The sequence below is a fragment of the Azospirillum sp. RU38E genome (genome assembly GCF_900188385.1).
Lineage (GTDB): Bacteria > Pseudomonadota > Alphaproteobacteria > Azospirillales > Azospirillaceae > Niveispirillum.
The window spans coordinates 1-22,405 of record NZ_FZOI01000017.1; the positions used below are offsets into that span (position 1 = coordinate 1).

General features: G+C 59.9%; 16 protein-coding genes. 8 read left to right on the plus strand and 8 right to left on the minus strand.

Going from position 1 to position 22,405, the window contains the following annotated elements; all coding sequences use genetic code 11:
- Positions 1-492: 492 nt before the first annotated feature.
- Positions 493-1,389 carry a LysR family transcriptional regulator gene (locus CHB97_RS20795; protein ID WP_089289938.1) on the minus strand — a complete coding sequence of 299 codons (897 nt, stop codon included), beginning with the start codon at positions 1,387-1,389 and terminating at the stop codon, positions 493-495.
- Between the two features lie 147 nt (positions 1,390-1,536).
- Between CHB97_RS20795 and CHB97_RS20800 the strand changes: the two genes are divergently transcribed.
- The 5 genes from CHB97_RS20800 (at position 1,537) to CHB97_RS20820 (ending at position 7,043) form a co-directional block, all read left to right on the plus strand.
- Complete coding sequence (locus CHB97_RS20800) at positions 1,537-1,989, plus strand: (2Fe-2S)-binding protein (RefSeq protein ID WP_089289939.1); 453 nt, start codon at positions 1,537-1,539, stop codon at positions 1,987-1,989.
- Complete coding sequence (locus CHB97_RS20805; RefSeq protein ID WP_089289940.1) at positions 1,986-4,199, plus strand: xanthine dehydrogenase family protein molybdopterin-binding subunit; 2,214 nt, start codon at positions 1,986-1,988, stop codon at positions 4,197-4,199. The genes CHB97_RS20800 and CHB97_RS20805 overlap by 4 nt, the downstream gene beginning before the upstream one ends.
- Positions 4,200-4,377: 178 nt before the next feature.
- Complete coding sequence (locus CHB97_RS20810; protein ID WP_089289941.1) at positions 4,378-5,562, plus strand: MFS transporter; 1,185 nt, start codon at positions 4,378-4,380, stop codon at positions 5,560-5,562.
- Positions 5,562-6,002, plus strand: a complete 441-nt coding sequence (locus tag CHB97_RS20815; RefSeq protein WP_244559641.1) for a cyclophilin-like fold protein — start codon at positions 5,562-5,564, stop codon at positions 6,000-6,002. The genes CHB97_RS20810 and CHB97_RS20815 overlap by 1 nt, the downstream gene beginning before the upstream one ends.
- Before the next feature lie 24 nt (positions 6,003-6,026).
- Positions 6,027-7,043, plus strand: coding sequence for a zinc-dependent alcohol dehydrogenase family protein (locus tag CHB97_RS20820; protein WP_089289942.1), 1,017 nt, complete (start codon positions 6,027-6,029; stop codon positions 7,041-7,043).
- Positions 7,044-7,195: 152 nt separating this feature from the next.
- On the opposite strand, the gene CHB97_RS20825 is transcribed toward CHB97_RS20820, so the two are convergent.
- From CHB97_RS20825 to CHB97_RS20845, 5 genes are all read right to left on the minus strand, one after another.
- Entirely contained in the window at positions 7,196-8,218 is a 1,023-nt protein-coding gene (locus CHB97_RS20825) for a DUF1838 family protein (protein WP_089289943.1), read from the minus strand.
- A gap of 129 nt (positions 8,219-8,347) precedes the next feature.
- Complete coding sequence (locus CHB97_RS20830; protein ID WP_089289944.1) at positions 8,348-10,534, minus strand: TonB-dependent receptor; 2,187 nt, start codon at positions 10,532-10,534, stop codon at positions 8,348-8,350.
- A gap of 89 nt (positions 10,535-10,623) precedes the next feature.
- Positions 10,624-11,769, minus strand: coding sequence for an alpha/beta fold hydrolase (locus CHB97_RS20835; protein ID WP_160106100.1), 1,146 nt, complete (start codon positions 11,767-11,769; stop codon positions 10,624-10,626).
- A gap of 89 nt (positions 11,770-11,858) precedes the next feature.
- Positions 11,859-12,671 carry an alpha/beta fold hydrolase gene (locus CHB97_RS20840; RefSeq protein ID WP_143271088.1) on the minus strand — a complete coding sequence of 271 codons (813 nt, stop codon included), beginning with the start codon at positions 12,669-12,671 and terminating at the stop codon, positions 11,859-11,861.
- Complete coding sequence (locus CHB97_RS20845; protein WP_089289947.1) at positions 12,668-13,660, minus strand: aldo/keto reductase; 993 nt, start codon at positions 13,658-13,660, stop codon at positions 12,668-12,670. Before CHB97_RS20845 ends, CHB97_RS20840 begins: the two co-directional genes overlap by 4 nt.
- Positions 13,661-13,913: 253 nt before the next feature.
- Between CHB97_RS20845 and CHB97_RS20850 the strand changes: the two genes are divergently transcribed.
- Positions 13,914-14,819, plus strand: coding sequence for a LysR family transcriptional regulator (locus tag CHB97_RS20850; RefSeq protein ID WP_089289948.1), 906 nt, complete (start codon positions 13,914-13,916; stop codon positions 14,817-14,819).
- A gap of 53 nt (positions 14,820-14,872) precedes the next feature.
- Here the strand turns inward: CHB97_RS20850 and CHB97_RS20855 are convergent, their stop codons facing one another.
- Positions 14,873-16,336: an FAD-dependent oxidoreductase gene (locus CHB97_RS20855; RefSeq protein WP_089289949.1), complete on the minus strand. Its 1,464-nt coding sequence runs from the start codon at positions 16,334-16,336 to the stop codon at positions 14,873-14,875.
- 67 nt (positions 16,337-16,403) lie between these two features.
- Positions 16,404-18,839, minus strand: a complete 2,436-nt coding sequence (locus CHB97_RS20860) for a TonB-dependent receptor (protein ID WP_089367495.1) — start codon at positions 18,837-18,839, stop codon at positions 16,404-16,406.
- A gap of 404 nt (positions 18,840-19,243) precedes the next feature.
- Between CHB97_RS20860 and CHB97_RS20865 the strand changes: the two genes are divergently transcribed.
- Together CHB97_RS20865 and CHB97_RS20870 are read left to right on the plus strand one after the other, a co-directional pair.
- The gene (locus CHB97_RS20865; RefSeq protein WP_089289951.1) at positions 19,244-20,482 is read left to right on the plus strand and encodes an acyl-CoA dehydrogenase family protein; all 1,239 of its coding nucleotides are present in this window, start codon (positions 19,244-19,246) and stop codon (positions 20,480-20,482) included.
- Positions 20,479-22,335 (plus strand): alpha/beta fold hydrolase, encoded by a 1,857-nt coding sequence (locus CHB97_RS20870; RefSeq protein ID WP_089289952.1) that lies wholly within the window; start codon positions 20,479-20,481, stop codon positions 22,333-22,335. Before CHB97_RS20865 ends, CHB97_RS20870 begins: the two co-directional genes overlap by 4 nt.
- The last annotated feature ends 70 nt before the right edge of the window (positions 22,336-22,405 follow it).

Sequence of the window (22,405 nt, forward strand, 5' to 3'; positions counted from 1 at the left end):
ACGTCCCAGACCAATCCGATACTCCCATGCCTCAACCTCCATATCCCGAAGGCACAGGGAATCACGATAAATCAATAACCGCAACTGTAGTACTATATCAGCCGTGGTGATCGCGGGCTATTCCCGTGGCGCGTAGCGATGGAGCAGGGACTTGGCCGATGACGCAACCATATCGCAAGGCGACGGACTGGCCGACAGGGCAGGGGGGGGCACGATCCGGGTGGGCTGCGGTACTCGCACTTACCCTGTGCGTATCGACCCACATCGCGTCCCCAGCCCCGCCATCGTCCGCAACTCCGTCACCGTCAGCGCCGGATCAACCGCCCTGGCCAAGCGCACGCAAGCACCACGTGCCATCACCACTTCGATCACCGGCGCCATCGGCACCGGTGGGACTACCGGCGCGGTTCACTCCTGCACGACAACGCAAATCTCAAAGCCCTAACCCAAATCCGCAAGACGGTGCTCACCGGAGCGTTACGTTTCATCTGGTCAAGACGCCTTTTCATGCAGGGCATCCACAATGACCCGGAAGGCCGGCAGGTTCTGGCGGCGGCTGGGGTAATAGATGAAATATCCTTGGAAGTGGGGCGACCAATCATCCAGTACAAGGTCCAGATCGCCCGTCGCGATATGCTGGGTGACCATATCCTCGGGCACATAGGCGATGCCAAAGCCATTCAGCGCCGCGTCAATCATGGCGTAGCTTGTATTGAATGTCAGTTGTCCGTCCACGCGGACGCGCAGTTCCTGTCCATCCTTCTCAAACTCCCAGGCATAAAGACCGCCCATGGTCGATTGCCGCATATTGATACAGTCATGGTTGATCAGGTCATGGGGGTGTACCGGCTGTTTGTGCGACAGAAAATACTGTGGAGAGGCAACAGCCACCAATCGCCAATCCGGTCCCACGCGGACGGCAATCATGTCCTTCTCGACATTCTCCCCCAGCCGGATACCCGCATCGAACCCATCCTCCACGATATTGCGCAGCCCGTTATCGATAGAGAGTTCAAGTGCGATATCCGGGTATTGGGCCAGTACCGGTTTCAACTTGGGCCAGACCACGCTGTTCAGCGCATGATCGGATAAGGTGATGCGAACCCGGCCGGCGGGTTTGTCGCGAAACTCCATCAGGGCGGCAATCTCAGCCTCAATCTCCGATATACGTGGCGCCAGTGACTGACGAAGCCGTTCGCCGGCCTGGGTAGTGGCCACGCTGCGCGTGGTGCGGGTCAGCAGCCGGATTCCCATACGGCTTTCCAGTTGCTTGATCGTATGGCTCAGCGTCGATTGCGATACGCCCAACTTCGCCGCCGCACGGGTGAAACTGCGCTCCTCCGCCACCGCGAGGAACCAGAGCAGATTGTTGAAATCCTCTTTCGCCACAGCCTCGTCCCTTCGATCTGAGGCTGAGATTTATGGGCCAGGTCGATAAATGCAAGAGGGTATAGCCGGCTAATCGGCATGACGGCGCCGCCTTACCTTGATGAAGCGATAAGGGCACTGTCTTTGTGCTGGCGCCTGGGAGTGACCATGGAACTGATCATCAACGGCCACAGAAAACAGGTCGAGATCGAGCCCGATACCCCCTTACTGTGGGTGCTGCGTGACGAACTGGGCATGACGGGCACAAAATATGGCTGCGGTCTGGCGCAATGTGGTGCCTGCACGGTGCTGGTTGACGGTCAGGCGACGCGGTCCTGTGTGACGCCTGTCGAGGCAGTGGTTGGAGCAGCTGTTACGACTATCGAAGCCGTCAGCGATGATCCCGTTGGCCGCGAGGTGGTGGAAGCCTGGGTCAGGCATCAGGTTCCGCAATGTGGCTACTGCCAGTCCGGTCAGGTGATGACGGCAACCGCCCTTCTGAAGCAATCCGACAAGCCCAGCGAGGAGGAGATCGCGGCGGCAATGGTCAATTTGTGTCGTTGCGGCACCTATAATGCCATCGCCGCAGCCGTCCGTGACGTGGCCGGGGTGAAATCATGATGATGCGTCGCTTGGCACCCCACGGGGGACCCTTGCCGGACCAACCGGCCAAACTGTCGCGGCGGGGATTTCTGGGCGCTGGTGCAGGCGCCCTGGTTCTCAGCGTCGCTCTGCCGATCGGCAATGCAAGGGCGCAAGCAGCCAGGATCGTGCCGGGTACAAGGGTCAGCGCCTTCCTGGAAATCAGGCCCGACAATAAAGTGATGTTCCGCAGCCCCTTCATCGAGGGTGGCCAGGGCATCTTCACCGCCATGGCCCAGATCGTTGGCGAGGAGCTGGATGTCAATCCTGCGCAGTTCATTGTCGAATGTGCGCCGCCGGGTCCGGATTACCTGCTGACCATGGGTGCCCGCTTCACGGGCGGCAGCATGTCGGTACGGATGAGCTACGACACGCTGCGGCGGTTGGGGGCGGCTGCAAGGCTGATGCTGATACAGGCGGCTGCCCAGCGTCTGGGTGTGCCCGCCGCGTCTTTGTCGACCAAGCCGGGGCAGGTGATACATGCCAGCAGCGGCCGCACCCTGGACTATGGTGCCGTTGCGGCGGCAGCAGCGAAGCTGCCGGTGCCATCCGATGCCCCTTTGCGATCCGGTGCTGATTTCCGCTGGATCGGCAAGCCGGTTGCCAGGTTGGATGTCCTGGAGAAATCAACAGGACAGGCTCGTTATTCCATCGACCTGTCGGTGGAGGGCATGCTGCACGCTGCCGTTCAGCATGCTCCCCGCCTTGGACTTGAACCTGCCAGCCTGACGAACGAAGCGGACGTGCGCGCCATGCCGGGCGTGCATTCAATCCACCGGTTGCCCGGCGCGGTGGCCGTCCTGGCCAATAGCTGGTGGCGGGCCCGGCGGGCGGTGGAGACCCTGACCGTGACCTGGGCAGAGCCTGCCGGTGCGATCGTGATGCCCGCTAACTTCTCCAGTCAGGCGCACCGGTCAAAACTGAAGACCACGCAAGGCGACGGCATCGCCTTTGAGACGGAGGGCGATGTGGCTGCCGGGTTGCGTGGTGCCGCGCGGGTGGTGGAAGCCACCTATGAGGCGCCGCATCTGGCCCATGGGCAACTGGAGCCGCCGTCTGCCCTGGCGCGCTTCAACAAGGACGGGACGCTGGACCTGTGGTTGCCCAACCAGGCACCGGAAATGTTCCAGGCTGCGGCGGCCAAGGTGGCGGGTCTGACACCCGAAAGAGTGTTCATCCATTCACCGATACTGGGTGGCTTCTTCGGACGGCACTTTCTGTATGCGTCGGCCAACCCGTTCCCGCAGGCGATCCTTCTGTCAAAGGCGGCGGGCCGCCCGGTCAAGCTGATCTGGAGCCGGGAGGAGGAGTTTCTGCGAGATGCCCTGCGCCCGATGGGCGTGGCCCGCTTCCGCGCCGGGCCGGATGACGCGGGCCTGCCGGTTGCTATGTCCGCCGTTGCGGTTGGCGAGGGGGCGACAGGCCGCTGGTACGGGCGGCAGCCTGGCAAGGTGGACAGTTCCGCCGTGGAGGGTATCGCCGGAAAGCCCTATGCGATCCCGCACCGGCGCGTCGGGCAGATCCATGTCGATGATCCGGCGGTGATCGGCTTCTGGCGCTCTGTCGGCCATTCCATGAATGATTTCTTCTATGAGACCTTCTTTGACGAGATGGCCGATGCTGGCGGACAGGACCCGCTGGTCCTGCGTCAGCGTCTGCTGGCGCACAGCCCCCGACATCTGACATTGCTGGACGCGGTGGTGGATTTGTCCGGCGGCTGGCGGCGTGGCCCGTTTCAGGCGACCGATGGCAGCCGGCGGGCACGCGGCGTCGCCATGGCCTCTCCGTTCGGCAGTGAAGCGGCCGCCATTGCCGAGGTCTCGCTGCGGTCGGGTGAGGTGGTGGTGCATGATATCTGGGTGGCCATTGATCCTGGCCGCATCGTCAACCCCGCCATTGTGGAGGCACAGATAAACTCCGCTGTGGCTTTGGGCCTTTCCACGACGCTGCTGGAGGAAGTGGTCTATGCCGATGGCCAGCCCCAGGCGCGGAACTTTGACGGCTATCCCATTCTGCCTCCCGACCGCATGCCGCGTGTCCATCTGCGGATCATCGAAAGTGGGGCGGCAATGGGAGGGATAGGGGAGCCGGGTCTGCCTGCCGTACCACCAGCCGTGACCAATGCTACTTCCGTCTTGGCAGGCCGGCGCATTCGCAGCCTGCCCCTGTCAAAGGCCGGTTTGACCTGAACCCAAGCAGGTCTGCCGGTCTGGCGGTGATCGCCCGGAACGCCCCCATCCCCTCCCCTGTTCCGGGTGATCATCGCCATTAATCGACTGGACTTATAAATTCATGCGGATTTAGCGGTCTAATCCATGGAACGAGGGTGGCGTACCTTCATCCTCTGACGTGAATGACTGGTGATGCATGGACCCGACTTATGACGACACACTGACCGCCCCACACCCCGCCTGGGGTGCGGTCTTGTCCATGGCGCTGTGTGTGTCCGTGCTGATCGCGTCGGAATTCATGCCGGTCAGCCTGTTGACACCTATCGCCAGAGACCTGGCGATGACAGAGGGACAGGCGGGGCAGGCCATATCGATCTCAGGACTGTTTGCCGTCGGGACCAGCCTTTTCATTGCGGGCTGGACGCGGCGGCTGGATCGAAAGCTGGTGTTGGTGGGTTTCTCGCTCTTGCTGGTCCTGTCCGGCAACATTGTCACCCTGGCTCCGTCCCATGGGGTCCTGATGATGGGCCGGGCCTTGCTGGGTATCGCCATTGGCGGCTTCTGGTCCATGTCCACGGCTATTGTGATGCGCCTGCTGCCGGAACAGGCCGTGCCACGCGGGCTTGCCCTGCTGAATGCCGGCAATGCCATCGCTGCCACCATCTCGGCGCCAATGGGCAGTTTTCTGGGCGACATGATTGGATGGCGCGGGGCCTTCTTCTGCGTGGTACCGCTGGCCATCCTGGCGCTGGGCTGGCAATGGCTTAGCCTACCGTCGCTGCCGCCACAGCGGGTGGCGCGGAGTGGCGATGTGTTCCATTTGCTGCGCCGCCGGCAGGTGGCGCTGGGCATGACGGCGATCCTGCTGTTGTTCATGGGCCAGTTTGCGCTGTTCACCTATCTGCGGCCCTTTCTGGAGGCCGTGTCTGGGTTCTCCATCAATGGCTTGTCACTGGTGCTGCTGTCGATGGGGCTGGCGGGTGTGGCGGGGACCTGGTGCGTCAGCCGCATGCTGAACCACCAGCTTTATTCGATCCTGGTCGGCATTCCGCTGATCATGGCTGGCGTGGCTGTGCTGCTGATTGTCATTGGAAGCCAGACAATGCCGGTCACATTGCTGCTGGTGGCCTGGGGCTTCGTCGGTACGGCGGCCCCGGTCGGTTGGGGCACCTGGCTGGCGCGCACCTTGAAAGAAGAGGCAGAGGCAGGTGGTGGCCTGCAGGTCGCCATCATCCAGTTGGCCATCACCCTGGGGGCCGCGATCGGCGGTGTGCTGTTCGACCATGCTGGCTGGCGGAGTTCCTTTGCCTTTGCCGCCCTGCTGTTGCTGGGCGCCACCCTGACCGGGCTTGCGGCCTGGGCTGACACACGGAGACGCTGATGAAGTCGCTCTACCGCCGCACCATTGTGGGCACCATGCTGACGGTCGCCATGTCGCCACGGCTTGCTCTGGCTAAGGACAATGAGATGAAGATTGAATGCAGCTTTGATGATCAGGTCTTCGCAATCACGCTGGACGACAATCCTTCGGCCCATGATCTGCTGTCCCTCCTGCCGTTGAACAACCTGTCGATCACCGATTACGCCACGAACGAGAAGATCGCCTATCTGCCGCGTAAACTGACAGAAGCCGGTGCTGCCCGGTTCGGTGGCGAGACACCGGGTGACTTCTGCTATTACGCGCCATGGGGCAATCTCGTCTTCTTCTACGCCGGATACCGCTGGTCAAACGGTCTGATCCGGCTGGGCCGCCTGGATGGCGGCATCGCCCCCCTGATGGTGCGCGGCACCTTCTCGCTGCGTATCCGTTCCTTAGTCTGAAATCTTTCACCAAGGAGGCCCGACATGCTGGCCACTGTGTTGCACGGTCCGCGCGATGTGCGTTACGAGACCGTACCCGATCCACAAATCCTGAAACCCACCGACGCCATCATCAAGCTGTCGGCCACCTGCATCTGTGGGTCCGACCTCTGGCCCTATCGCGGTATTCAGGGCATGGATGCGCCCACCGCCATGGGTCATGAATATTGCGGCGTGGTGGTAGAGGTTGGCAGTGCGGTAGAAAATATTCGGCCCGGACAGTTCGTCGTCGGCTCCTTCGCGCTGTCGGACAATACCTGTCCGCATTGCAGCTTCGGCTTCCCGTCATCCTGCGTACAGCGTGAATTCATGCTGGGTGCCCAGGCCCCCTATGCCCGCGTACCGCTGGCAGACGGTACCCTGGTCGCCACACCCGAACTGCCCCCAGATGATCTGATCCCCAGCCTGCTGGCAGCGTCCGACGTTCTGGGGACGGGCTGGTACGCTGCTTATGCCGCCAACACGCGACCCGGTTCCACGGTCGCGGTTGTCGGTGACGGGGCCGTCGGCCTGATGGGCGTGCTGGCTGCCAAGCAGATGGGGGCCGAACGCATCATCATCATGAGCCGACATAAGGCCCGCCAGGATCTGGCCCTGACCTATGGCGCCACGGACATTGTCACTGAACGCGGTGACGCCGGTGTCGCCCGTATCAAGGAACTGACCAAGGGCATCGGCGTGGATGGTGTGCTGGAATGTGTCGGCACCAATGAGAGCATGCAGCAGGCGATCCGTGTCGCCCGGCCTGGTGCCATGATCGGCTATGTCGGGGTGCCGCATGAGGTGGAGCTGGACGGTCAGGCCTTGTTCTTCTCCCAGACCGGCATGCTGGGCGGCCCGGCCCCGGTCCGTCGCTTTCTGCCGCACCTGATTGACCTGGTGCTACAGCGCAAGATCAATCCGGGTCTGGTCTTCGACCTGGAACTGCCTATTGCGGATGTGGCGGAGGGTTACCGCGCCATGGATGAACGCCGTGCCATCAAGACCCTGCTGCGGGTCTGATCAATCCAGCGTGTCCGCATGAAGGAGGCCATGGGAGAGGGCAACCCCATGGCCTCCTTCATTCAGCGCCTCCCGAAACCGGCTACGGCAAGAATCAGGGGGCGTGACCTTTGCAGGATTGATCGGCAGACGGAATCGCGGTTCTCTGTTTTCTAACCTTTGTTGCCAGGCAATGTTCGTGGTGCCGGCGGCTGCGGCGGGACCCAGCCGACCGGCACCGGCGCAGGCGTCTGCTGGCGTGCGTAGTTTTCCAGGCTGGACAATGAGGGGCCATAATCCTCTGTCGGTGCAGCCAACCATTTGGGGTCCATGGCACGGGCAGCCTCGCGGATATCAGCCGGGATATCGTTAACGCTGTCATAGGCCCCAAATGAACAAAAATAGGAAATATGGCCCGGCGCATGCCCCATCAACATCCACGGCAGCCAAGGGTTGATCCGGGACCATTGGCCGACAGACTTCACATGCGTCAGATCGGGGTTTTCCAGATCGCGGCGCTTCATAATATAGGTGAACATCTCCGACACCCGGTTGAAGGCACCCGCGGACTCACGTGGCCATTTGTCCGGCTGCAATGCGTTCGGATAGAACAGGTGGATATCGGTGCTGACAATGACGGTGTCGTCGGGACCATATCGCCAGTCCAGCAGGAACGGAACCGGCTCTCGCTTTTCGGTATTCAATCCGCCATAGGAAGGGGGAGGTTGCCGGAAGGCGCTGATCGTGTAGTTGAATGGATCGTTGGCAATGGGGACAACGCGCACATCCTCGTCGGTGTAGGGGTTGTGCCACGTCTTCAGGATTTCCCCGGTCTTCACATCACGATAGAAGCCAATTTCTCGCAGCATACGGCGATAGGAACCATCTTCCAGCCGCTTGCAGCGCACGAAACTGAAGCCATCAAGTATAAACAATGGCCGCACCGGTTCATTGTCGCGCACACCATAGACCTTTCCCCGGAACCAGCCGATCTTCTCCTTGGTCGGGTCGAGATCCATGTCCAGCCGGGCATAGCTGTCCCGATTCCATTCCGGGTTCTTGAAATCAATCTTGGTGAGGAAGGAAGGCTTGTTGGCGGCGATCGCGGTTGTCGCCAGCCCACCCATTGCACTGGCAGAGGCGGCAAGGGCCGCAAGTCCCAAACCCTGACGCCGCGTCAATATCGGTCCGCTCATTTACGCTAAACTCCCTTTCCAGAATTTGACCAAGCGCTGAAAGCAGCGCCATGTGCTTAAGGTCGCGAATCCCCATCTGCATCACTGGGGACGGAATTCTTTGGTGTTGCGCCCAAGTCTGCTCAGGCATCAAAACCTGTAGCCTGCGGTCAGCGTCCATGTACGTGGTTCACCAACAGCGACAGAGGTTGTGACCGCCGATGTCAGGTAGTAGGCCTTGTTCAGGACGTTTTTGCCGGCAAGCGTCAGGCTCCATCTGTCATCATCCGACAGAAGGGCAAGTGAGCCATTCACCAGTCCGACGGGCTTGCTTTTGATGAAGTTGTTGACGTTTGAATAATAATCGCCCTGGTGCTGATAGTTACCAGACAACCGGAGCTTGGCCATTTCCTGCCAGAAGGACGGTGTCTCGTAACTGAAGCCCGTCTGCACGCTCCATGGGTAAACCAGAGGCAGATGGTTGGCACCCGCCGTGAAGCTGTCAGACTGTGGGTTCTTTGACTTGTACTTGTCATCCATCAAGCCAAGGTTCGCAAACAGGTCCAAACTTTCCGCCGCCTTCAGGGTCAGCTCCAGTTCGGCACCATGGACGCGGGCATTGCCCACATTACGGATGGCGAACGAACTGGCCGCGACCCGTTCTGTCTGCTGAAGGTCGTTGAGATCGTTGCGATAGACGGAGAGGTTGGCGCGCAGGCGGCCATCCAGCATTGTTGCCTTGACGCCAGCCTCATAGGCCCAGACGGTTTGCGGGTCATACACAGTGCCGAACACGATTGGGTTGGCAACGGCAAGACCATTGAAACCCCCGGCCTTGAAGCCACGGGACACAGAGGCGTAGGTGAACAGATCCTCTGACAACTTGAAATCGACGCCGACCTTGGGCGACCATGCGCTGAAGCTTGGTTCGCGGACCACAGGCACAAGCTGGGCCAGAGCCGTTGAACTCTGGATCGTGCCATCCAACTTCTTCTGGTCTTTGGTGTAGCGCACTCCCCCAGTTACCGAGAGCCTATCGGTCAACATATACGTACCTTGGGAAAAGGCCGCATAGCTGTCGGTCCTGCTGTCGATTGTCTGCGGTAGGATGGACAGGGCGCCGGCGGCGCTGACCAGTTGGTCGCGCAGGACCTGAACACTGTCCTCCCGGAAATAATAGAGCCCGGTAATCCAGTTCAGCTTGCCGTCCAGCCCGTCTCCTTGAAACTGGACCTCCTGGCTGTACTGGTCCGTCGACGCCACGCTGTTGCGGACCAGGCCGTTGGCCCGATAGCTGCCATTGGCGTTGCGGATGCCACCTGAGAAGTCGAAGGTGAAGCCGTCATCCGTACCGACATAGGCGGAGATCGACCGTACCGTCACGTCGCCCCAGTCGGATGTAATGTCCAGCGATACGGTTGTCTGCTTGGTATAGCCGTCCGGTTCCACTGGCGACTGGGTGACATAGCGGGAGCCTGCGCGCGGAACCGCATCCTCGGTCGTGATGCTGTTTGCGGCGAGGGTTGGATAGGGTTTTGACCAGGTGACCGGGATCAGATTGGCCGCGCCATCATTGTTGTCGGTGGTGCGTGTCACGGACAGTGAGGCCTTCAGACCATCCCGGCCATAGAAATGCAGTTTGCTGCGCAAGGCAAGATTGCGCTGGCGGTTAACGTCCCGGTCCAGCGCTTCGTTATAGATATAACCATCACGATTGCGGAACAGCACGGAGAGCGAGGCGCCCAGGCTGTCATCAATCAGGTCACCGCCCCAGGAGGCGGAGGCGTGGATGTCGTTCAAGGATCCGATGCCCGCCTGCGCTTCCGCCCACTCCTCCTCACCCGGTGTGCGGGTGACAATCTTGACCGCACCGGAGAATGCGTTACGACCGTACAATGTGCCCTGGGGCCCGCGCAGAACTTCGATCCGGGCAATATCCGACAGTTCCATGTTGGAACCGGCCAGACGCCCGCGATAGACGTCATCCACATAGAAGGCAACGGCGGATTCCGACGTTACCATGCCACCCGTTTGTTCCGACCCGCCGCGCAGGCCGATCGACACAGTGGAACTGCTGGCGGATGTTGCGGCGATGGTCAGGTTGGGGACGATGGAAGAAAGATCGTCGGCACTGGTAATCTGCTGATCGGCCAGTGCGGCGGCACCAAGGGCGGTAACCGCCACAGGTGTCGCCTGGAGCGATTGTTCACGGCGCTGCGCTGTGACGATTATCTCTTCCAGCACGAGATTGTCACTCTGTGCCCCTGCCGGCAGGCTGGTGCATATAATGGCCGATGCAAGCAGCAGCGGCCTGTGCACATTGTAATGATTGGCCATCTCTTCTGTCTCCCAGATGTCATGCTCACAAGCCTCCCGATTTTTTTTGTACGGCTTGGCGCATCGCTGAAGCACGTCTGCGGGGACTTTTACTTAAAGTCCAAGCCCCGATATTTACCCCTGTAGTAGATGAGTGGATCGCGCCACGATTCGAACGAAGCGTTAAGAATTCGGCCGATAAGGATGTAGTGATCACCAGCTTCAACTATATTAAATTTTTCACACTCAAAATGACCAAGCGAACCGCATATAATTGGATTGCCATATTCCCCCCTTCGCCACGCAACATCTGTGAACTTATCGTCCTTCTTCATGGCAAAGTGATTTGAAATTAATTGTTGATCTGCTTGAAGGATATTGACAGCGAAGTGGCCTGCATTCGTATAGCTTTGTGCCCGCTGTGCATTCTTCACGATGCAAACAAGAAGCAGCGGCGGGTCCAGTGACACGGAGGTGAAGCTGTTGGCGGTGAAACCAATTGGCTCACCATTCGGTGCCATGGCCGTCACCACGGTGACCCCCGTGGCAAAACATCCCATCATGTCCCGTAGCGTCCGAGTGCTGCCGCCTTGTCGATACATGCAGGCCAGATCGGTCTGGATGCTATCAATCAGGTTTGTCAGGCTTGGGACACGGCTTTCCAGCGCGATAGTGTGGTCTGCCGGGCCGTCAACGGTGGCTGGTGCCAGCCCGTCGGAAACCCGGTGGACGTCACGCTCTATCTTGTCACCCGATATGATGCTGACCGGAATGCTAAACCCCGACGCGTTTCGAGACAGGATGCCGATGGCCGAGGTCAGATCCAGCGTACCGGCAATGCGGGGGTCGCAATTGCCAATAATGTCGGCACTAAATGACGATACCGGGTCGACAAGGATCAGGCCGCCGACCAGTTTATGAGCGTCCGTCGCCAGCGCGCGCAAGACAAGCCAGCCGGTCACGCCATGGGCGATGATGACGGGGCGCCGGCTCATCTGGGCCAACAAGGCCCGAAGATCATTGGAGAAAGCGTCGATACTATACTGGCCGTCCAGCGGCCATTCACTGTCGCCATGCCCACGCAGGTCCATGTTCAGGACGTAACGACCGGTCCTGACCAGCGCATCGGCTGCTTTGCGCCACGTCTCGCGTGTCTGCGCAATGTCATGCAGCAATAGAATTGCGGGGTCGCTCGGCTGGCCAATCGCGTCGCCGATCAGTCTGATGCCCGCAAAACCGTCGAAGTCGACCTGCATCTGGGACAGCTCCTTCAGGATAAAAGAATGGCGTTGCCGCCAGTCCCTCATTCACGGACGGGCAGTGTGCTGCTGGGTGATGTGGTGCTTCAGCCTTCCGCCCGACCCACGCTTTCGCGGACCAAATCGCAGAAGACCTCTGTCTGTAGCGCTGGTGAGGCAATCCCGGCAGCGCCATAACGGCGGATGATGGACTGTGACGCCAGCGCGGCGATCCTATCGAGGTGTGCTACGAAGACATCGTCAACAGCGGCAGACGCCAGGATGGGACAATCCAACCCCGCGATGACACCCCCCAGATCATGGGCGCGCACCATGTCCATGGTGGCGGCACGGGTAAAGGTGCTGGCCATGGCACCCACGAACTCATTGTGGATGCAACGCTCGTCAAAGACAGTGTAGTAGGGCAGAAGGAATTTCCAGGCCGCCTCAATGTAACCGCCCTGCGGGTCGATGGTCGGCAGCGTCGCCGCGGGGGTGACCTTGGCCCGCTCTTCCGCCGAAGCGACCATGGCACCGTCCAGCATCAAGGACAGCGCCCGCCCCGGCAGACGCAATGCCAATTCGGAGGCAAAATGTGAACCGGAATGGTGCGCCACAAGGTGAAATCGGTTGATCCCCAGCCCCTCCACCGCTTGCACGAACGCATCCACAACGCGGCTTATCGGCGTTCCGGCATCCGGCGTGTAGGATTGTCCGAAGCCCGGCGTATCGAACGCCACCATCCGCCGCCATCCTGACAACCGCTTCAGCACCTGATCGAAAGAACCGGAGCAAACAGGAGCACGGTGAAAGAACAGGATCGGTGCTGCCGACGGATCACCGCTGGGGCAGGTGCGATAGTGGAGTTGCCCTTCTTGCGTGTCGGCGTACCCCTTGGTGATTGTAACCGTCGCTGTCATTGCTTCTGTCCTTCCATGATGCGCGCCAGCGTCGCGGTCGGTGTCTGATTCTTTGCCGTTTGTGGCAGCCCTACGATGGGCAGCGCTGTATAGGGGGCCTCCAGTGCTGCCACCTGTTCGTCGGTCAGACTGATGGACGTGGCCAAAAGCGTTTGTTCGATCTGCTCCGGTCGCGTGGCCCCAAAGATCGGCGTCGTGCCCTTGCCGATCAGCCAAGCCAACGCCACAGCGGCGGGCGGCTGTTCCAACTGGTCCGCCACGCCCTGGAGGACGTTGATGATGGTCTCTCCGCTCTGACCGTAAAGCGATGTCGCCACGTCGTCCGCTTGTGACCGGGCTGATTGGGCGGCCCCTCTTGCCAGTCGTCCCCGCGCCAGTGGGCTCCACGGCAGGAGTGCTATGCCCTGTTCATGGCACAGGGGGATCAAATCGCGTTCGTCCTCGCGGTAGATCAGGTTGTAATGCGGCTGTACCGCACCAAAGCCCGGCAAGCCAAGGCGTGCTGCAGCTATCTCCGCCTTGGCCAGATGCCACGCAGAGAGGTTGGAGGCACCAAACGCACCGATCTTTCCCTGTTCAATCAACAGCGCAAAGGCTTCCAGCGTTTCCTCGATCGGCGTGTCGTCATCCCAACGGTGGATCTGCATCAGATCAATGCGGTCAACACCAAGCCGCTGGAGAGAAGCTTCCGTTGAGCCAATGATGTTGCTGCGACCCAGGCCCTTCTGACCAAGTCGGTCTGGAGTGTCGTAATACAGCTTTGTTGCGATAAACGCTTCGTCTCGCAAGCCACGAGAGCGGATGAACCTTCCCAAGATGCGCTCGCTCTCGCCCCCGGAATAGACATTTGCAGTGTCAAATGCACGGATGCCTAGGTCCGCAGCCTTATCCAGCAAGGGCATTGCCGCCGGTTCATCCAGTACCCAGGGACGCCACAGGCTGGTTCCGAACGACATGCATCCCAGACAAAGCTTGGCAGCGATCTTCATCAAATGCTCCCGGTTCCGGCCGATTTCGCCAGTCGGACAGAGGTGGATAGACGGATTGCGAATATGGCCGCGAATGGCGGCTATTACATGAGGCCGTCAACGTGACGGCCAAAGAAGCGATCGAACGCCGCCAGATACATCAGGCTTGTATCCCAGGCGTCGTTGTTCAAAGCTAACATCATGGTATTGATGATCGGTGTGGCGAGAGAAACAAATATTGCACTTTTCGTGACAACCAAATCGGTGAGTGGACATGAGGCTGCGCGTTCTGCGCCATTTCGCGGTCGTTGCGGAAACCCTGAATTTCCACCGGGCGGCAGAGAAGGTGAATCTGTCGCAGCAGGCAATCAGTAAAAGCATCATCCAGTTGGAGTCCCAGTTGGGCCTGCGGCTCATGGATCGCGACCGGCAGTCCGTTGTATTGACGGAGCAGGGGAAATACCTGTTGCCCTATGTGCAGGAAGTGCTTGCCGCCGCGCGGCGGCTGGACGATGCGGTCGCCTCCGCAGGCGATGTGCGCACCGGCTCTCTCTCTATCGGGGCTACGCCGACCTTCCTGGAAAGCGTGGTCCCGGAGGCGCTTAACGCATTCCAGCAGCGCTATCCGACCACGCCCATCAAGGTCGAACGCGGTGATTTCGCGTACTTATGCACATTGTTGATGCGGGGCGACATCGACCTGTTCTATTCTACCTCACCGGCAGAGAACAGCGCCCATCTTGTCAGAAAGATAACGGTTGGGCAGGATCGGAATGTCATTGTGGTAAGGTCAGGACATCCGCTTGCCAGCAAGCAGAGTGTGGCGTTTGATGATCTTGCCGGTTATCCGCAGATTGCGACGCTGAATTATCCGCGCGGTGCCGCCTATATTGAACGATTGGCCGCCGCCGCCACTATGCGGGTTCCGCGTCCTGCATTAACCGTGGAGTCCACACATCTAAGCCTTGAGCGTGTTGCCGGTTCAGATTCATGGTGGGTCGCCCCCCATATCATGGTGCGCAGCCGACTGAACAGCGGGGGCATAGCGATGTTGCCGGTGGACCCGCCTGACACGCCATGGGATCTGATCATGGTAAGCCGCAGGGATTACAGCCCGGCGCTTAAAATGATGGATTTCCAGACAGTTATGCGTTCCTGCCTGATGAGCAGCAGCGATTGAAACGCAGACAGGCCAGACAGCGCCTGCTGTCTGGCCTGTCAACGGTCTGGCAATCAGAGCCGTTCCATAATCTCCAATGCAGCCGCTTCGCCCGTTTCCATGGCGCTTTCCATACCATGTTCCAGACGGCGCAGATGTTCGCCCGCAAAATGGATCCGTCCGGTGGGCTTGCCCATGTCGGCAGCAAACCGCTTGACCTGGCCGGGGGCATAGAAATGCTTATTGCCACCGACATAGGGATTGCGGCCCCAGCTATAGCCGAACTGATACTTCAAGGCACCAGCCATGGACGGGCGAATGCGGGCCAGTTCAGCCAGGACCAGTTCCACCTGCTTGTCCGTATCGCGGTCATCCCATCGGGTGGCTCCATCGCCATTGACCCAGACGATCATCGTGTCGATGGCCCCTGTGTCAGGATCCTTGCGGGCAAAGGCGCGTTCAAACGAAGCGTTGCTCCAGATCGAAGGCGGCAGGCCGTCCTTTTCCCAATAGGGTTTGACGATCTTGAAATGGAACTGCGTTGTCGCGGAATAGCGTGCGCCTGCGACCGCATCCGCCTGGGCATCTGGCAGGCCCGGGGTGAAGCGGATACGGGAAACGGCACTGAACGGGGCGGCGACGACCACGAACCGGCTGGTTAAGACTTCGCCGCTACCCAACTGAACCTTGACCTTATCCCCGGTCTGGTCGATGGCCAGGACAGGACTGTGCAGACGGACGGGCAGCTTAAGGCTCGCGGCCATAGCTCGGGGCAGCATATCGGAACCACCGACGATGAAGCTGCGGGCGGCTTCGGAATTGGAGCCGTATTGCGGCCGGTTCGGATCGACATAGCCCTCTATCTGGGCGCGGGCCATATCGCGGAAGATCGACAGGGCGGACACACCCTCCAGGCTCGATCCATTCAGATCAACGTCTGCCAGACGGATGGCCGCCTCTGACACACCCTTGGAGCGCATGAACTCTGCTGCGGATACGTCATACTGCATGTTCTCTGGCTGCAGCCAAGCATTGGTCTGCTTGAACGGCAGCCAATCGTGCATCAGGCGGTTTTGCAGAATATTGGGCAGAAAGGCCCGTTCCCGTCCCCGCGTGTGATTGGCCGCAGAGCCCGACCAGTCGGATGCCAGAACCGTTGTGCCGTCAATATGGAACATGGCGTCGGCGCTTTTGATCGCCTTGTTCGTCAGGCCGACATTCAGGCGCTGACAGGCATCGCGCACACGTCCGTAAAGGTCTCCGACCTCGCTACCGCCCAACTCAGCCTGATAACCCTCCGCGCGCCCCGTGCGCAGCCGTCCCCCGACGCGGTCGGACGCTTCCAGCACCTGTACGGAAAGCCCCTGTTCCTGCAACAGCATTGCCGCGTTCAAGCCGGCCAGACCGGCACCGACAACGATGACATCCACTTCTTTTGGACCGGCGGCCCAACCGCGTGACGCGATGACCAGGGGGGCGGCGGCCAGCAGGCCACCGACGACTGTACGGCGAGACAGCGGAACCGTACTGCTTCTCATGGCATTCTCCGAAGAAAGAGGTGGTCCCCCCGCCAAGATGGCAGGGGGACGCGTACAAAACTGTCAATCAGAACTTGGCCGACGCGGTCACGCCAAAACGCCGCCCATCGCCACGATAAACCTCCAAAATGCGCTGGGTACCGATCGAGTAGTTGCGCGGCTGCTGGATGACATTGGCGTTGTATTGCTCGTCGGTGAGGTTGGTGACCCAGGCCGCGATGGAATAAACATCATTGTCAAGCGCGACCCGCAGGTTGGTCAGTGTCCGTTCGCCAAAGCTGGTCAGGTTGAGACTGTTGGTATAGGTCGGCCCAACGTAACTGACATCCACGCGACCGGAGAGGTTCCAGTCAGCGGAAACCGGTACGTCAGCGGTAGCATGCAGGTTGTATTGCAGTTTCACCGAGCGCGCGGGCCGATTCCCCTCAATAGAGGCCTGGAGCCCGCGTCCGGCAATTGTCACCAAGTCGCAAACGGTCGAAGGGTTACCGCACTGGGTCGTATAGGCAGGATCATAGGCACCGTCACCATATTTGGGATCGGAATAGGTCACTGATCCGCCAAATGACAGAATATCTGTCGCCTTGAATTCGGTCTGAACCTCCACGCCGTTGGTCTTCATCTCCCCGGCATTCATGATGATGGCCTGGGCAACGGTGGTGTTGGGGGAGAAAGTGGAAATCTGCAGGTTCTTCCAATTCACCCGGAACAGCGAGGCATTCAACATCACGCGGCGGTCAAATAGCCAGGACTTCAGCCCGGCCTCGTATGTCCAATTTTCTTCTTCATCAAAGGTCCGCTCGCTTTCGGTCAGACCGGCCACCGTGTTGAAGCCGCCGGAACGCACGCCTTTCGCGGCAGATGCAAACAGGAAGACATCTTCCGATGCCTTGTAATCCACCGTGAAACGCGGGGTGAAGCTGGTGAACTCGCCTGACAGCGGCTGGACACCGGCGCAGGCGGCGAAGAAGCTCAAGCGGCAATCGTCGGTCTTACGGTCGATATTGTATCGACCCTCTGCAGAGACACGCAAACCGTCTAACACCTCGTAGCCCAACGAGCCGAACAGGGACCTGGTGATGTTCTGCTTGTAGGACAGGCTGGACATCCGAACGAAAGACCCGGGTTCAAAAACCAGGCCTGAATTCGCCGTGGCCGCCAACGGACCGGTACCCGCCGCCATGCCGGGCAGGATCTGGACCAAGCGTTCAGTCGTGGTCAGTCCCGCGGCTGTCGTGCCCGACCATGTCTTGGCATCGACGTTGGACTGGAAGAAGAAGGCACCGGCCAGCCACTGGAACCGATCCGTGTCGGGCGACTGGATGCGCAATTCCTGGCTCTTCGTCACCACGCTGTCATTGCTGACGGTAATGGAGTTGCCGCGTACGGTGCGTGTGTAGGTGCCTGTTGTGGCCCCACAGGTGCTGCCCACCGTACAGACGCCGTAAAGCGCGCCATTGCCGATTGTGTCCGCGTCGTTGGACGCGTAGACCTCCGATGCGGAGATGCCGGTGACGCTGACGATGGAAAATGCGTCAAACTCGTATTCCAGTTCCAGTGCGCCCTGGCGTGACTTGGAAGTGCTGTCAGGAATATTGCTGCTGACATCTATTGGAAGATTCGTCGGCACCTCGCCGCAATAGATGAAATAGGCCTGCGTCTGGGCATTGAAGCCACCGCAATTGTGGCTTTCTAGTGGATTGCGCGAGAGACCCGGCAATTCAAAAGTAGATTTGGTCGCAAAACCGGTAAAGGTCGCTGTGAAATTCTCCGTTGGCGTAAAGACAAGTGCGCCGGAAACACCGCGCTTCTCATACCCGCCGAGCTTGTCCGACGGGTTGTTCAGATTGTCAAACTCGCCGCCATAGGTCGACCAATTGGCAGCGATAGAACCCGACAGCTTGTCTTCGATGATCGGCTTGGACAGCGAGACCTTGCCCCGGTAGTCGCCGTTATTACCGATGGTAACGGTGGCCTTACCTTCCGGGGTTTTGCCCGGTCGTGCAGTCGTGATACCCAACGCGCCAGCGAAGGTTGAGCGGCCATAGAGCGCGCTCTGCGGCCCCTTGACGACGTCAACCTGGGCAATGTCGACCGTTGAAAGGACATCCGCGGCATTCCGGCTTGTCTGGTAGATGCCATCAATAAAAATGCCGACATTCGCTTCGATATTCAGGTCCGACGAAGAGTTCGCCGGTGCCAGACCACGCACCATCACGTTTGTGAACGTGCCACCGGTGATGTTTGAAACAGTAATGCCAGGTGTCGAACTGCCGAGGTCGGTCAGGCTGCTGATGTTCCGTTCGGCCAGATCGCCCGCCGTCAAGGCCTGAATGGCGATGGGAACGGTCTGAATGTCCTCCTTACGCTTACGGGCCGTAACGATGATTTCTTCCAACATCAGTTCGTCCTCTGCGGCCAGGGCGGCAGGAACGACAGCGGAAACGGCGAAGGCGCTGACCAAGGCGGACGTGGTCAGCGCGATGATTTTGGAACGGTGCATGAAGCCCCCTGCTTTAATGAGTGTATTGGGAAAGGCGCGGACCTGCCGCAATTCCAAAGTCGCGTTTCCGATCTACGCGGCACCGGATGCACATCAATTCGTGGGGGTGCTACCCGTTTAGGCACCCCACTGAACGTCGACGGCGCTTGAGCGAAATCAGGAAACAGTCCCGGAGCCAACTTTGGTTTTTCCAGATAATTCCGGCAAAAATTTTTTCTCAACACCTTCTGGCTGATGTTCACCACCTGGCGGACAGACCGCATTTGAACCCCGGGAGGTGTCACGACAGTGGCGTGCCGGGCAGACAACCAAATGGGGTTATGATTCCCGAACAGTTTTTGGCTGGAATATTGAGCCTGAAATAACATCGACATATTCCGTCCAATTGAAACATCGAGCGTCCCATGACCATGAGTCGTCCCGAGATTTCGGCGAAGTGCGCCGATCTCGTCACCGCTGCCCGTGATCTGGCCCCGGAAATTGCTGCTGCTGTTCCGTCTTACCGTGGAGCCAGTGACCTGCCGGCTTCGGTAGTCGCTGCGATGAAGGAGGCTGGCCTGCACAAGTCCTACATGCCACTTCGCTACGGTGGCTACGAATTGGACTGGGGTGCGCACTATTACATTTCGCGCGAAATCGCCCAGGCCTGCGGGTCGGCGGGTTGGATCGCCGGGTTGGTTTTCACCCATGTCATGTGCATCGGTCGCTTTCCGGAGAAGGCACAAGACGCTTTCTTCACGGCGTCCCCCGACGGAATCCTGGCGACGGCCTCAGCGGGATCGGGCGTTTTGGAGCGGGTGCCAGGGGGGATGCGGCTCAGTGGTCGCTGGGGCTGGGCCAGCGGCGTGCGCCATGCAGGGGGACTGATGGTCATCGCCAAGGAAGGCGATGGGCCGCTGTTCACGCATTTCTGTCTGCTGTTGCCGGGTGAATACACGATTGAGGACACATGGGATTCAGCCGGTCTGCATGCGACGGGAAGCCATCACGTCAAGATCGTGAACCAGTTCATTCCTGACGAGCGGCTGGTCGAACGCGACGTATATCTGGCGCCCAACCCGCCCGGATCGGGAATCCACAGCAGCTACGTCTATCGTCTGCGACCGGCCCCGCTGCAAAAAAGCTATTTCATGGGGCCCCTTTTAGGAACGGCAAAGGGTGCGCTGACGGCGACCATTGAACAAACGGCCAAGCGCCGCGGGCAGATCGTTGGCGAGCGTGTTGCCGTTCAGACCCCCGTTCAGGTCAATCTCGGTGTCGCTACGGCCGAGATTGATGCGGCCACGCTGGTCTTCGATGAATATATTCGTCGCCTGCACGCCTGGGGATTGTCAGGGCAGGATATTGCGCCTGACGATCTATTGTGGGGCAAGCGCAATGTGACCTTCGCGTCACGCCTGTGCCTGTCGGCGGCTGATCGGCTGTCGGCCGGGCTGGGGGCCGGTGGCCAGCTTCAATCCAATCCCGTTCCGCGTCTTTACACGGATTGTCGCAGCATCACGACCCATGTGGAGTTGCACTGGGATCATAGTATGGCCCCGACGGGGATGCTGGCGCTGGGCCTGCCCACCGGTGACCCGCTGATCGACCGTGAGGCAACCGATCCCAGGGCTGATCGCGTGATCATCGGCACCCAGATATGACCATTATCAATGGGGTGCGTGCCATGATTACGAAGCTCTACGCCCAGACAGAGTCAGGTCAGGTCCACGGACGTCGCATCCAGGGCAGCGGCGAGACAGTGGTCCTCCTTCACCGCACACCGATCAGCTCCGCCGGCTTTGAGCAGGTAATGCGCATGTTGGCGGATGCCGGCTTTTCGGCGGTTGCCCTGGACACACCGGGCTTTGGTGAAAGCTTTCTGCCGGAGGGCGTCCCCGGTACAACCGATTACGCCACATGGATATTGCAGGCGCTTGATGCGTTGGGCGTCGGCAACTTTCATCTGGTAGCGCATCATACAGGTTCCCATTTTGCGGCTGAAATTGCGGCCGCGGTGCCCGATCGTGTGCGGTCCTTGACACTCTCCGGTATTCTTCTGGCACCGGAGGAAGAGCGGCGGAAGCTGAGGGCGGATATCGGTTATGCGCCCCCGATTGATGCCGAGGGAGCGTATTTTGCCGGCACCTACCGGCAGATGAAGGGATTGTTCCTGGACCCCGTGCCGGATCTTGTCCATGCCGAGGCAGTGGGTGCGCTGGTGGCGGGACGGGGACGTGATTTGGCCTTTGACGCCATCTTCGATCAGGATTTCGCCAACGTCATCCGCACGATCATTGATGAAGGCCGCGTGCCCGTGCAGGCGGTACAAGCATCCGACGATCCTCTGACGCTGAATGGCATGCTGGCCCGCTTTCGGGACATGTTTCCAACAGTTCCGGTGACAATCACGGGCCCGGCATTCCTTGCGACACCCGAGCGTCAGACTGGTGCCTTCACACGCGCCATTATCAATTTCATCAAAGGGGACACGGGCATGGACAGCCGTCGGCACATATTGGTACGGGGCGAAGCGGGATATGGTCTGGCACGGGCCGATGGTGACATACCCCGTCCTGGTCCGGGGGAAGTGGTGGTTCGCGTGCGGGCGGTATCCTTGAATCGCCGCGACCTTGGCGTCCGCGACCTTTCCTACCCCGTGAATGGGGCCGACAACTTTACCCCCCTATCGGATGCCGCAGGCGATATCGTGGCCGTTGGTTCGGGGGTGACAGCGTTCAAACCCGGTGACCGGGTGATGTCTACTTTCTTTCAGAACTATCCGGGCGGTCGGCCGACATTACCGGCCGTACTGTCTTCTTTGGGGGCGGGTGGCCCTGGCGTGTTCGCAGACCATGTCGTGCTGGCGGAAACGGGCGTGCTGCCCATCCCTGATGGCTGGACCTATCAGGAAGCGGCATGCGTTCCTTGCGCCGGTGTTACGGCCTGGAGCGCACTGAAAACCTTGGGCGGATTGAAATCGGGCGACTATGTAGCGATCCTGGGCACGGGCGGCGTTGCGTTGTTCGCGCTTCAGATCGCGGCGGCTTCCGGTGCGCGGCCCATCATTCTGTCGTCCAGTGCTGACAAAATCGACCGTGCCAGAACATTGGGGGCGGTCGATGGGGTCAATTATCGTGATCACCCGCAATGGGCAGAGCCGGTACGCAAGTTGACCGGCGGCATGGGGGTCAATCATGTCGTTGAACTGGGCGGCGTTGGCACGTTGGCTAACTCCATCGCCTGCCTGGGGTTAGGCGGGCATCTGGCGCTGATCGGCGCGCTCGACGGGTTCGGTGGCCAAATCGACGCGTTGCCGCTTATCTTCTCTGCCCTGCGGGTCAGCGCGGTCCTGGTGGGTTCGCGCCAGGATCATCAGGACCTGTTGAATTTCATGGTTGAGCACGGGATCAAGCCGATCATTGACCGGGTATTCGCCTTCGACGACGCCGACGCAGCGTACCGCCACGCTGCGACCGGTGCCTTTGGCAAGGTCGTGATTACGCTGGCTGAATAGCTTGCTACAAGCCAGTCTGCGCTGGCAGACCCAGCCATGGGATGTGCTTCACGTAAAAAGGGGTTTTGTT

Coding starts and splice junctions, on each gene's coding strand:
- CHB97_RS20850 (WP_089289948.1), top strand. CDS start 13,914: ATGAGGCTGCGCGTTCTGCGCCATTTCGCGGTCGTTGCGGAAACCCTG.
- CHB97_RS20855 (WP_089289949.1), bottom strand. CDS start 16,336: ATGAGAAGCAGTACGGTTCCGCTGTCTCGCCGTACAGTCGTCGGTGGC.
- CHB97_RS20825 (WP_089289943.1), bottom strand. CDS start 8,218: ATGAGCGGACCGATATTGACGCGGCGTCAGGGTTTGGGACTTGCGGCC.
- CHB97_RS20860 (WP_089367495.1), bottom strand. CDS start 18,839: ATGCACCGTTCCAAAATCATCGCGCTGACCACGTCCGCCTTGGTCAGC.
- CHB97_RS20800 (WP_089289939.1), top strand. CDS start 1,537: ATGGAACTGATCATCAACGGCCACAGAAAACAGGTCGAGATCGAGCCC.
- CHB97_RS20840 (WP_143271088.1), bottom strand. CDS start 12,671: ATGACAGCGACGGTTACAATCACCAAGGGGTACGCCGACACGCAAGAA.
- CHB97_RS20845 (WP_089289947.1), bottom strand. CDS start 13,660: ATGAAGATCGCTGCCAAGCTTTGTCTGGGATGCATGTCGTTCGGAACC.
- CHB97_RS20810 (WP_089289941.1), top strand. CDS start 4,378: ATGGACCCGACTTATGACGACACACTGACCGCCCCACACCCCGCCTGG.
- CHB97_RS20870 (WP_089289952.1), top strand. CDS start 20,479: ATGACCATTATCAATGGGGTGCGTGCCATGATTACGAAGCTCTACGCC.
- CHB97_RS20830 (WP_089289944.1), bottom strand. CDS start 10,534: ATGGCCAATCATTACAATGTGCACAGGCCGCTGCTGCTTGCATCGGCC.
- CHB97_RS20820 (WP_089289942.1), top strand. CDS start 6,027: ATGCTGGCCACTGTGTTGCACGGTCCGCGCGATGTGCGTTACGAGACC.
- CHB97_RS20805 (WP_089289940.1), top strand. CDS start 1,986: ATGATGATGCGTCGCTTGGCACCCCACGGGGGACCCTTGCCGGACCAA.
- CHB97_RS20835 (WP_160106100.1), bottom strand. CDS start 11,769: ATGCAGGTCGACTTCGACGGTTTTGCGGGCATCAGACTGATCGGCGAC.
- CHB97_RS20865 (WP_089289951.1), top strand. CDS start 19,244: ATGACCATGAGTCGTCCCGAGATTTCGGCGAAGTGCGCCGATCTCGTC.
- CHB97_RS20815 (WP_244559641.1), top strand. CDS start 5,562: ATGAAGTCGCTCTACCGCCGCACCATTGTGGGCACCATGCTGACGGTC.